This is a genomic window from uncultured Meiothermus sp. (assembly GCF_937863175.1).
Classification (GTDB): domain Bacteria; phylum Deinococcota; class Deinococci; order Deinococcales; family Thermaceae; genus Meiothermus.
This window is the reverse complement of the sequence record NZ_CALMCQ010000016.1, coordinates 1-11,276: the sequence shown is the minus strand read 5'-3', so window position 1 is coordinate 11,276 and position 11,276 is coordinate 1. Positions and strand designations below refer to the sequence as shown.

Below are 11,276 nucleotides of genomic sequence, written 5' to 3'. Positions count from 1 at the left end.
CTGGACTCCGCCCACAAAACCACCGTCTACATACCCACCAATCTGACGCTCCGGCTTTTGCGGCTTCTGGTGGGTATTGCGGCGTTTTTGTTTCTGTTTTATACGGCTGGTCACTACTTTGCAGGCTGGCCCTTCCCCACTCCCCTCGATCTCTTGCGTATTGCCTCTGCGGTGGCTCTGGGAGGTCTGCTGGGTCTGGTTTATTCCCGCTTCTGGCCTTTGCCACCAAAACCTGGCCTTGAACGGATTTTTAGAATCTTTTTCATGCTCCTGCCTGCCTTGCTCTTTGGTTATGCATTGCAGGTTCTCCTGGGAGCCAATCAGGCTCTAAGCCTAATTTTGCCCCTTTCGGCCTGGCTTGGTTCGGGTTTGATTATTCGGCTGCCGGAAGAGGGGCAAAACTCCCCGGCGAAGTCCGCAAAATAAGATTGTGAATCCAGTTGAATTTATACGTGATCACGCCCCTTTCCACCTGCTGCCAGAAGAGGCCATGAGCCGGGTGGAACGGGGTTTGGAGATTACCTTTTATCCCGATGGTAGCAAGGTTTTGGAGCGCAGTGGTCCCAAAAGCCAGCACCTGTACCTGATTCGCAAGGGAGGGGTTCGCCTCGAGCGCGATGGGCAGCCAATACTGCATCTGGAAGAAGGAGAGGCCTTTGGCTATCCCTCTCTGCTCTCGCAGGACGCTCCAGCCTTTGATGTGGTGGCCGAGGAAGATTTGCTGGTGTATCGCTGGCCCAGGGAAGTATTTCAAAAACTGCTGGAATATTCGGCTTTTGCTGAGTTTTTTACCAGGGGACTGGCCGAACGCCTCCGCCTGGCAACGCGGGCCGAAGGGTTGGGCATGGTCAACCTGGATCTCGCTTTGCCGGTCGGGGAGCTGATCACCCGGCCCCCGGTGTTTGTGCCCCGTCCATCCACGATTGGCGAGGCAGCCCAGGTGATGCGGAGCCATCAGATCAGTTCGGTGCTGGTGGAGGGTGAACCCCTGGGAATCCTGACCGACCGCGACCTGCGCAACCGGGTGTTGGCCGCCGGCAAGGGCCCCGAGACCCCGCTGGTTGAGATCATGAGCACTCCAGTCAAAACCCTGCCGGCCAGCACACCGTTGTTTGAAGCCCTATCGTTCATGGTGAGCCAGGGTATTCATCACCTGCCCCTGGAGCAAGATGGCAAGATTATCGGTCTGGTAACCGACACCGTATTCATGCGGCAGCAGACCAAAAGCCCACTCTATCTGCTGCGCAGGCTCGAGCGCACCCGCAATCCGAGCGATCTGGCCGGTTATGGGACTGAGCTGACCGGGGTGGCCGAATCGTTGTTGTCTGGGGGGCTGGGCGCCAGTGAAATTGGGCGCAGTGTGAGCTCGCTTAATGACCAGTTGATTCGGATCCTGCTGCGTTTGGGAGAGGATCGGCTTGGCCCACCCCCAAGCGCATACTCCTGGATTGTTTTTGGCTCGGAGGGACGGATGGAGCAGGCCCTTCTGACCGACCAGGACAATGCCCTGATCTACGAAGTGGACTCCCCCGAAGCTGCTGCTTATTTCGAGCAACTGGCCCAGCTGGTGGTGGAGGGCCTGATTCAGGCCGGTTTTCCTCCCTGCCCTGGGGGTTATATGGCAATCAACTGGTGCAAGCCGATTTCTGAGTGGGAACAGCTATTCCAGAGCTGGATCGAGGTGCCCAAACCCCAGGAGCTGCTGGAGGCCCAGATCTTTTTCGATTTTCGCGCGGTGCACGGGCAGCTCTCGCTGGAACCCCTCGAGCGCGTTCTGGCCTCGAGCGCCGACCGGGGTATCTTCCTGGCCCAGCTTGCCAGGGCATCGCTCCAGTTCCGTCCGCCCATTGGTTTCTTCCGCCAGATCAAGGAAGACGACGGTGGGGTGGATATCAAGAAGGGAGGGATCGCCCCCATCGTGAGCCTGGCGCGAGTCTATGCTCTCGAGGCCCGCAGCCAAGCCAGAGCTACCCTTGAGCGCTTGCAAGCTGCTGCCCGCGAGAACAAGCTAAGCCAGGACGGAGCCGAAACCCTGATGGAGGCTTTTGGCTTCCTGATGCGGCTGCGCCTGCGCGAGCAGCTCGCCAGCCTGGGTCGCAATGAAGCGCCTGGCAATAAGGTCTTGCTGGAAAGATTGTCACCCCTCGAGCGCCGCCACCTCAAAGAAGCTTTTTTGCAGGTGCGTGAAATGCAGGAAGCCATGAGCAATCGCTTCCACACCGACCGGCTCGGTTAAGTGGGCTGAGCATACCTGACAAGCAGCTAATGGTCTCTGTTTTTTCCCCACCCCTTCCTCTCATATGAACCTCTGGCCGTTCAGCAAAAGCCCTGCCTGGAACGAGGTGAACTACTGGGCTCTGGATCTGGAGACCAGTGGGCTTAGCCCTTCCGATCAGATTCTCTCGGTGGGCATGGTTCCGATTCGGCATGGGAGGATCGAGTACGGTGCGCATTACTACAGCCTGGTTCATCCCGTGCGATTTGACGCGCTCTCAGCCGAAGGGATCAAAGCCCATCATATCCTGCCCAGGGAGTTAGAAAGTGCGCCCCCGCTGGGGCAAGTACTCGATGAAATTCAGCAGCGCATTGGCGATAATATATTGCTCCTGCACTATGGCTCGGTGGATCTGGGCTTTCTGCAACGAAGCTTTAAAGCCCTGGGCAGGCCCTGGATCAAGCCCCTGGTGGTGGACACGGTGCTCTTGCTGGCCAGGCTGGGTGAGCGGCGGCGACAGCTCGAGCCCCATACAAAACCCTTCCCCACCGGCCTGGCCGCGGCCAGGGCCGCGCTTGGTTTACCTGGCCATATAGAACACCACGCGCTTTGGGACGCGCTGGCAACCGCTGAGCTTTTTCTAGTGCTCCGCAACCAGCTTCGAGCACGCACGCTCCGGCAGTTCGTTCGATAAAGTCCCGCGCATAACACCAGATTCGGTCTAACCCGACCGAAGGGAGACGCTTTTTTCGCCGACCATCGGGGAGGGGTCTGCTCCAGGATTCAAAAAGATAGCCTCCGGGTCTCTTTAATTTGATTGCGAAGTTGTGGTTGGGAGGCGCCGGAAAAGCGGCTTTTCACAAAGGGTCTTCGTCCCAAAAAGTAAGCTATACCACTTGAGTACCAAAGCCGGTTGGCATAGGCTACACTCGAGACGCTCTAAGCTCACAAGGAGGCGCAATGAAAGGTCGTTGGTTTGGTTTGTTAACCGCATTGCTATTGGCAATGGGGTGGTCTTTCGCTCAGACCCCGGTGCGGGGTGGAACCCTACAAATTGCGGTGGATGCCTCGCCCTCCGGGCTCGATCCCCACGTGGTAACCGCCTTTGCTTCGTTTATCGTGACCGGTCAGATCTACGAAGGTCTCACCGAGATTGACGAGCGTCTGCGTCCACGCCCAGCCCTGGCAGAGTCCTGGACGGTAAGTCAGGATGGTCTGACCTATACCTTCAGGATTCGCTCCGGTGTCACTTTTCATGATGGGAAAGCCCTCTCGGCCAGTGATATTGCTTTTTCCATCAATCGTGTGCGCGACTCCAGAACCGGTTCACCCATCGCCAGCCGCATCAACCTGATCAAGGATGCGCGGGCCACCTCCCCAACCCAACTGGTGGTAGAGCTTTCCCAGCCGTTTGCCCCGCTGCTCATCGAGCTGGCCGGTATCGCGGTCATGTCCGAAGATTACGTGAAAGCAGGCAATGACATGCAGCGTCGGCCGATGGGCACGGGGCCGTTTGCCTTCAAGGAATGGGTGCCCGATACCTACATCTTGCTCGAGCGTCACCCCCGCTACTGGCGGCCAGGGCGCCCCTACCTGGATGCCCTGCGCTACAACATTGTGCCCGACCCTGCCACCCGCCAGATTGGCCTCGCCAGCGGCACCTACCAGTTTCTGCCCAACATTGACCCCTCGCTGGCCGTAACCCTGCGCACCACCCCCAATGTTAAACTCATCACCGCCCAGGATCTGGCCTACACCCTGATTGGCATGAATGCTTCCCGCAAACCCTTCGACAACCCCAGGGTGCGCGAGGCCCTCAACTATGCCCTCAATCGCCCGCAAATTGTCCAGGCGGTCTACTTTGGCCATGGTGTTCCCGCAGGGCCACTGGGGCTGCGCTCCTGGGCCTCGCCGCTGAGTGCATTCCCCTGCTACAATACCAACCCCACCAGGGCCAGGGAGTTGCTGGCACAAGCGGGCTACCCCAATGGCGTGGATTTTGGCATGATCGTGATTGGCTCCAACAAAACCGTGGTGGATGCGGCCCAGGTAGTACAGCAGCAGCTCGCCCAGGCCGGGTTCCGCGCCCGGGTCGAAGTTCTGGAGCAAGGCAAGTTCATCCAGGAGTGGCGCAACTCCAACTTCGATACCTTTGCTTCCATCAATGGGGGTAACGCCGACCCCGACGGCTACTTGTTCCGCACCTTCTCCACTGGCGGCTCGACCAATGTCTTCAAATTCTCCAACCCTACGGTAGACCGCCTGCTGAACCAGGGCCGCACCACCGTGAGTGAAGCAGCCCGCCGTCCTATCTATGCCCGCTTGCAGGTCGAGCTGGCCTGCCAGGGCCCCATCGCTCACCTGGTCTTTGGCACCCTGTTCTCTGCCGCCCGCGAAAACGTGCAGGGTTTCAGACCCATTCCTACCCGTTCGCTGATCTACCTGCGCGATACCTGGCTGGCCCGGTAAATAAGCGGGACAACGGAGTCTGCTGGGGTTTGCGGAGTGCTGGGTCGAGGGCCGAAGAACCCGAGCCGAAAGCTCGAGGCTCTCGTTGCGCTTCCGCAAGGCTGACCTGCCCCTCTGCGCACGGGCGCAGTACCCGGGAGTGTGCTGAGCTGGTTGCTGGGACAAACATACTCTGAGAGCTTCGAGGATCCTGAAACAAACCAGTCCAAAGCAGATCCCGCCATAGCGGGTGGAGTCCCCGCCAGAGACTCAAGTACTGGATCGCTTTAAACCCTGCACTTAAGACCGCACCCATGGCCGATTTTGCGGCTACGCGATACCTGCAAACCGCAGCAGGCTGTTTTGGAAATCGCTGGTGGCGGCTGCCGTAGTGGTACCTGGTTCTGAGTTCTAAATCATGATGCTTTCCTTCTTTGTAAAGCGCTCCCTCGACCTCCTGTTTGTGTTGTTTGGGGTCTCGGTGCTGGTGTTCTTGATGATCCGCCTCATCCCCGGCGATGCGGTTCAGATCATGCTGGGAGCCAACACCGAGATCACCCCCGAAGGGCTTGCAGCCCTGCGGGAAAAACTGGGTTTGAACAAGCCCATCCTCGTGCAGTATTGGGACTGGCTGAGTGCCGCACTGCGCGGAGACCTGGGGCAGAGCATCTGGACGGGCCGACCTATCAGCGATGAGATTTTGCAGCGCCTGCCCATCACCCTGGAGTTGACCATCCTCTCGCTTATCATTGCCGTCGGGTTGTCCATTCCGGTGGGGGTTCTAACCGCCTACTGGCGAAACTCGAGCGCGGAGTATATCATCCGGCTCTTTTCGATCACCGGCGTCACACTCCCCTCGTTCTGGCTGGGTACGCTCTTGATCTTTCTGGTGTTCAAGCTGGCCCCAGGCTGGCAAACCCTGGGTTATGTACCCTTCAGCCAGGATCCCTGGGGGCACATCTCGAGGCTAATCCTGCCCGTCATCACCCTTTCCCTGCCGATGCTGGCGGGGCTGAGCCGGGTGCTACGCTCTTCCTTGCTGGATGTGCTGAACCAGGACTATATCCGCACCGCCCGCGCTAAGGGCCTCTCGGAGCGGGTAGTGCTCTACAAACACGCTCTTCGCAACGCCCTGATTCCCCTGGTCACCGTAATTGGAATTCAGGTGGGCTATCTGTTTGGTGGAGCCATCGTGGTCGAGCAGGTGTTTGCCATCCCCGGGATGGGTCGTCTGATTCTGGGCGCCATCAGCGAACGCAACTACCCGCTAATTCAGGGAGCCATCCTGCTGGTCACTGTGGCTTTTGTGCTGATCAATCTGCTGGTTGACCTGATCTACGCCAGGCTCGACCCCAGGGTGGAATACGCATGACCCTGACCTGGCAAAGAACCTTTTTTCCCCTATTGCGCAATCCGTTGGGTTTGTTGGGGCTCGTGCTTACCCTGGTGGTTTTGCTCAGTGCAATTCTGGCCCCCATCCTGGCCCCCTACAGCCCCCTCGAGCAAAACATTCTGGCCCGTCTTTCGGGGCCTAGTGGCCCCCACTGGCTCGGCACCGATCAGTTTGGGCGCGACCTCCTATCGCGCATCCTGTTTGGTTTTCGCAGTTCCTTGATGGTGGCCTTTGGCTCGGTGTTGATTGCGGTACTGGTGGGCACTTTGCTGGGGGTCTCGGCAGCGTATCTGGGTGGCTGGTATGACCGTGTGGTCATGCGCTTGATGGATGTGCTGTTGGCCTTCCCGATCATCCTGCTGGCCATTGGCATTATCGCCATGCTGGGCCCGAGCCTGTGGAATGCGGCCCTGGCAATTGGCATCGTCTACATCCCGACCTTTGCCCGTCTGACCCGTGGCCCCGCCCTGGTGGTTCGCAACACCGATTATGTGCAGGCTGCGGTTGCGATTGGTGCGGGCAACCGTCGAATCATCCAGCGGCACATTCTGCCCAATCTGGCCTCGGTGATCCTGGTGCAGACCACCCTGGCCTTATCTACCGCCATTCTGGTGGAATCCTCGCTGGCGTTTCTGGGACTGGGAACCCAACCCCCCAACCCCTCGCTGGGCCAGATGCTGTCCGAAGGCAGGGCCTACCTGACGCTATCCCCGTGGACATCAGTGTTTTCTGGGCTGGCTATTCTGGTGGCATCGCTCGGATTTAATTTGCTGGGTGATACCCTGCGCGACACCCTCGATCCCCGGCTGCGGGGGCATTGATGATCGCCATGCCTGCCTTAGGAGCCCGGTATCAAAGTCCAGCGGTACGTGATGGGAACCCCAAAACAAGCCATTTCAAAGTAAATCCCGCCGTTAGAGGGTCGGAAACCGGGTTGTAAAAATAAGTGACCAGGCCACCTGGCTGGCCTTATCGAGGTTCTCACTGCTTGCTGCGCAACTCGGCCACAAAATCGTAGCGATCGCCCCGGTAGTGGCTGCGGGTAAATTCCAGTACGCTGCCATCGGCCAGATAACTCAGGCGTTCGATGTAGAGCACTGGCTCGCCACCCCGGACGCCCAGCAATTCGGCCTCCTGGCGGCTGGCGGCGACCGAACGCAGGCGCTGCAAGGCCCTGGCCGGGCGTAAGCCTTTGCTTTCCAGATAGGTGTAAAGCGACTCTCTGACTTGCTCTGGCTCGGAGAGCAAGTGCGCAGGCAGGGCTGCCCGTTCGACGGCCATGGGTTCGCCCTGGGCACTGCGGACGCGCTCGAGACGGGCTACTTTTTCCCCTGGTGATAGCGACAACGCCAGCACTTCTTCTGGCGAGGCAATAAACAACCCACGCTTGAGCCAGCGTACACTGGGTTCCAGGCCTCTAGCCCGCATATCCTCGCTAAAACCGGTGAGGGTCGAGAGAGGCTGCTCGAGACGGGGGGCTACATAGGTACCCGACCCCTGGCGGCGCTGCACCAACCCCTGGGCCTCGAGACGCTCGAGAGCCTTGCGCAGGGTGAGCCTCGAGACCCCAAAATTGTCGGCCAGCTCCCGTTCGGGGGGCATGGCCTCGCCGGCTTTCCAGGTGTCCGATGCCAGGGCCTCGCGTAAAACAGCCTCGAGCTGCAAATAGAGCGGGGTTGCTGCATGCATATTCAGAGCTTTCCGCATAGGTAGCGCAATTATACCACTAGCGTACCAATGTCTTGCCAATCCCCCTGGCTGGGCGTATACTCCTTGCGAACCAGAGCGATTGCGCCCCCGGCGCTGGCTCTGCCCCTGAGTGAGAGCGGGTTCAGCATGTCAACGGAGGAAACCATGAAAAAGTACCTGTGGCTTTTGGCCGCTGGCCTGGTGACGGGGGGTCTGGCCCTCGCACAGCCCAAAACCCTGCCCGCTTATGCCAATCTGGGCGTAACTACAGGGAAGCCCGGCGGTAGCCTCACCCTGTCCCTTGCCAGCGCACCGCAAACACTTTTCTATTACGGCGCTATTGACTCGGCCATCCAGGCCCTGACCAACCAGATGTTCGATGGCCTGATCGAGTACAACCTGGCCAACTACCAGATAGAACCCGCCCTCGCCACCCGCTGGACCATCACCGGGGAGAGCCGGGTCTACACCTTCGATCTGCGCCGCGATGTCCGCTGGCACGATGGCCGCCCCTTTACTGCCGACGATGTGGTCTTCACCTACACCCAGATCGTCGCCAATCCCGAAGCCCGTGGCGGTGACCCTGGCAACTTCGAGGGGGTGCGGATCGAAAAGCTTAACGATTTCCGGGTGCGTTTTACCCTGCCCAGACCCGCACCGGCCTTCATCCACTACATGCGCCTGCCGATCATGCCCAAACACAAGCTGCTGCCCTTCAGCCAGGAAGGGGGCAGACCCCGGGCCGAAATTAATACCGCCTGGCCCACCAACGTCAACCCCGAAGAAGTGGTGGGCACCGGGCCTTTCCGCCTGCGGAGCTACACCCCAGGTCAGCAGGTCACGCTGGTCAAGAATCCCAACTACTGGAAGCGCGATTCGGCCGGCAATCCCCTGCCCTACCTCGATCAGCTTCAGTACCTGATCATCACCGACTCCCAGGCCCGCGTGGCCCAGTTCCTGGCCGGCAACCTTGGTCAGATCAACATCACCGGGGCTGAGTTCCCCGACCTCAAACGGCGTGAAGTGGCCGGTGCGCCTTTCCGGGTGGTGCAGTTCCGCGCCCTGTTTGGTTCTCCGCCCAATCTTTCGTTCAACTACAACGCCAGAAACGCCGAGCTGGCCCGACTGTTCAGAAACTCCGATTTCCGCCGTGCGATGCAGTTTGCAGTCAACCGCGAGCGGATCATCGAGGATGTGTACAACGGCCTGGCCGAGCGGGCCAGTTTTGGGGTGGCCCCAGTCTCCGAGTGGTACTACCCCGAGGTGGCCCGGCTCCAGGGCCGCTTCGACCTGAGTGCCGCCAACGCTGCGCTGGATCGCCTGGGGCTGCGCCGTGGGGCCGATGGCATCCGGCTTCTTCCCAATGGCCGACCCCTCGAGTTCACCCTCACCTACGGCTCCAACTCGGCGGTCTTTACCGCCATCGCCACCATCTTGCAGAACGACTTCCAGCGGGTGGGGGTAAAGGTCAACCTGCAAGGCATCCTGGCCGCCAACCTGCTCGCGACCGGGCGCGGCCAGGACTGGGAAGCCATCCTGCTGGCTCTGGGCGACCAGCCCGACCCCGAACTCCGCACCCCCATCTGGAAACCAGGCGGTGCTTTGTATTACTGGCATCAGGCGACCCAGCCCACCACCCCTACCGGGCAGCCCCAGTTCAACAATTTCCTGCCCTGGGAGCGTGAGATATACGATCTGTGGGAGCGTGCCGCCAGCACCACCAACTTCACCCAGCGCAAGGCCCTCTATGACCGCTGGCAGGCCATCGCGGCTCGAGAAGCCCAGGTCATCATGATCGCCAAGGAGAATGCGGTGGGTGCCGTCTCGAATCGGTTTGGCAACTACATCTTTTCCCTGGGTGTGATTCCGGGATTCAACCCCATTCCGCTAATATTCCAGCGCTAGACGGATGCAGCAGGGGCTGGTTGCGCCAGGGATAAGCTGCCACAGGGGTATATTTGGCCAGTGTGTTCCTGGCGCGTTTTCTGGCTCGAGGAGCCATCGGTGATCAGGCCTAGCGACCCAAAGCGTACCGGGGATTGGTCGGCATGGAGCGCCAGGAAAAGCTCCACGAAAATGTTTCTTTCAAACCGCTCCGAATACCCAGCCTGGTTCCCCAGTCCCGCACCCTGCATGGTCTGGATGCCCTCATGCTAATTTACGTTGTACGCAGGCTCTTGCTGGCTATCCCGACGCTGCTGCTGATCTCCATGCTGGTTTTCGCGGTGGTGCAGTTGCAACCGGGCGGGTTTCTGAGCAACTATCTGGATGACCCCCGCTTTAGCGAAGAAACCGTACGCAACATCAAACGCCAGTTTGGGCTCGATCAACCCCTCTATATCCAGTACTGGAACTGGCTGACCAACATCGTATTTAAGGGAGACTTTGGCTTTTCTTTTCAAAGTGGAAGGCCCGTAAGCAGCATCATCTGGGAACGGGTGGGCTGGACGCTGGTTCTGGCAACCCTTACCCTGGTTATCACCTGGCTGATTGCCATTCCGCTGGGCATCGCAACTGCCCTGCGGAGGCGGGGGGTACTGTCAACGGGTTCGAATTTCCTGGGCTACATGGGCCTTGCAACCCCCGATTTCCTGATCGCACTCCTGCTTATCTATCTGGTTCTGAGCACGGGTGGAACCAGTGTCGGAGGGTTGTTCAGTCCGCAGTATATAGATGCACCCTGGAGCTGGGAACGCTTCATTAACTTTCTCTCCCATCTGTGGATTCCCATTGTCGCCATGAGCGCCGAAGGGCTGGCCGGTCTGATGCGGCAGATGAGGGCCAATTTACTCGACGTGCTGGGCATGGACTATGTTCGCACGGCACGGGCCAAAGGGCTGGCTGAGCGGGTGGTGATTTATCGTCATGCGGTGCGAAATGCCATCAATCCCATGATTAGCCTGGCTGGGCTTTCACTGCCGCAGCTCATCAGCAGCGATATTGTGGTTGCCAAGCTGCTCTCGCTGCCCACCATGGGCCCACTGCTGCTGGACTCGCTATTCGCCAAAGATCAGCAGGTTGCAATGGCAATTTTGATGCTATCGGCAGTGCTGCTGGTAGTGGGGAATCTGCTGGCCGATATCGCACTGAGCCTGGCCGACCCCCGGATTCGCTATGACTGAAGGTGGATATGTTGAGGGATCGCAATAGCCCGCTGTATCTGGCCTGGAGGCGTTTTCTGCGCCACCGGCCCGGTGTGGTGAGCGCAGTCGTGCTGCTGCTGCTCTACTTAATGGCCTTTTTTGCGGGCTTCATTGCACCCTACAGTGTGGCTACCCAGCATGTGGGCTCGGGAAACCAGCCGCCCCAGCGCATTCACTTTTTCCACCAGGGGCAGTTGCACCGTCCTTTCGTCTATGCGTATAAACGAGAACGCGACCCGGTGACATTTCTGCAAACCTTCACCGAGGATCAGACCCGGCCTATGCCGATTCGTTTTTTGGTGCGGGGGGATACCTACAACTTTTACGGCCTGCAAAGCAACCTCCACCTGTTTGGGGTGGAAGGGGGCACCATCTTTCTAATGGGCAG

At 59.3% G+C, this 11,276-nt stretch carries 9 protein-coding genes and 1 pseudogene; 9 read left to right on the top strand and 1 reads right to left on the bottom strand.

Features of this window, described 5'->3' with window-relative positions:
• From Q0288_RS00750 to Q0288_RS00725, 6 genes are all read left to right on the top strand, one after another.
• A complete protein-coding gene (locus tag Q0288_RS00750; protein ID WP_299425659.1) occupies window positions 1-426 on the top strand; it encodes a hypothetical protein in 426 nt (141 codons plus the stop codon).
• Window positions 427-430: 4 nt separating this feature from the next.
• Window positions 431-2,236: a putative nucleotidyltransferase substrate binding domain-containing protein gene (locus Q0288_RS00745; RefSeq protein WP_299425656.1), complete on the top strand. Its 1,806-nt coding sequence runs from the start codon at window positions 431-433 to the stop codon at window positions 2,234-2,236.
• Window positions 2,237-2,300: 64 nt separating this feature from the next.
• Window positions 2,301-2,909, top strand: coding sequence for a 3'-5' exonuclease (locus tag Q0288_RS00740; protein ID WP_299425653.1), 609 nt, complete (start codon window positions 2,301-2,303; stop codon window positions 2,907-2,909).
• A gap of 266 nt (window positions 2,910-3,175) precedes the next feature.
• Window positions 3,176-4,684 (top strand): ABC transporter substrate-binding protein, encoded by a 1,509-nt coding sequence (locus tag Q0288_RS00735; RefSeq protein ID WP_299425650.1) that lies wholly within the window; start codon window positions 3,176-3,178, stop codon window positions 4,682-4,684.
• Window positions 4,685-5,081: 397 nt separating this feature from the next.
• Window positions 5,082-6,035: an ABC transporter permease gene (locus Q0288_RS00730; RefSeq protein WP_299425647.1), complete on the top strand. Its 954-nt coding sequence runs from the start codon at window positions 5,082-5,084 to the stop codon at window positions 6,033-6,035.
• On the top strand, window positions 6,032-6,877 hold the full coding sequence (locus Q0288_RS00725; protein WP_299425645.1) for an ABC transporter permease: 846 nt from the start codon (window positions 6,032-6,034) through the stop codon (window positions 6,875-6,877). Before Q0288_RS00730 ends, Q0288_RS00725 begins: the two co-directional genes overlap by 4 nt.
• 160 nt (window positions 6,878-7,037) lie before the next feature.
• On the opposite strand, the gene Q0288_RS00720 is transcribed toward Q0288_RS00725, so the two are convergent.
• Entirely contained in the window at window positions 7,038-7,763 is a 726-nt protein-coding gene (locus Q0288_RS00720) for a GntR family transcriptional regulator (RefSeq protein WP_299425642.1), read from the bottom strand.
• A 147-nt stretch (window positions 7,764-7,910) separates the two neighbouring features.
• Here Q0288_RS00720 and Q0288_RS00715 point away from each other — a divergent pair, with 147 nt between their 5' ends.
• The 3 genes and pseudogenes from Q0288_RS00715 to Q0288_RS00705 form a co-directional block, all read left to right on the top strand.
• Complete coding sequence (locus tag Q0288_RS00715) at window positions 7,911-9,650, top strand: ABC transporter substrate-binding protein (RefSeq protein ID WP_299425638.1); 1,740 nt, start codon at window positions 7,911-7,913, stop codon at window positions 9,648-9,650.
• Window positions 9,651-9,793: 143 nt separating this feature from the next.
• On the top strand, window positions 9,794-10,867 hold the full coding sequence (locus Q0288_RS00710; RefSeq protein WP_299425635.1) for an ABC transporter permease: 1,074 nt from the start codon (window positions 9,794-9,796) through the stop codon (window positions 10,865-10,867).
• Between the two features lie 8 nt (window positions 10,868-10,875).
• Window positions 10,876-11,276, top strand: a pseudogene (locus tag Q0288_RS00705) (ABC transporter permease); the annotation flags it as partial.

Coding starts and splice junctions, on each gene's coding strand:
- Q0288_RS00740 (WP_299425653.1), top strand. CDS start 2,301: ATGAACCTCTGGCCGTTCAGCAAAAGCCCTGCCTGGAACGAGGTGAAC.
- Q0288_RS00735 (WP_299425650.1), top strand. CDS start 3,176: ATGAAAGGTCGTTGGTTTGGTTTGTTAACCGCATTGCTATTGGCAATG.
- Q0288_RS00730 (WP_299425647.1), top strand. CDS start 5,082: ATGATGCTTTCCTTCTTTGTAAAGCGCTCCCTCGACCTCCTGTTTGTG.
- Q0288_RS00725 (WP_299425645.1), top strand. CDS start 6,032: ATGACCCTGACCTGGCAAAGAACCTTTTTTCCCCTATTGCGCAATCCG.
- Q0288_RS00720 (WP_299425642.1), bottom strand. CDS start 7,763: ATGCGGAAAGCTCTGAATATGCATGCAGCAACCCCGCTCTATTTGCAG.
- Q0288_RS00715 (WP_299425638.1), top strand. CDS start 7,911: ATGAAAAAGTACCTGTGGCTTTTGGCCGCTGGCCTGGTGACGGGGGGT.
- Q0288_RS00710 (WP_299425635.1), top strand. CDS start 9,794: ATGGAGCGCCAGGAAAAGCTCCACGAAAATGTTTCTTTCAAACCGCTC.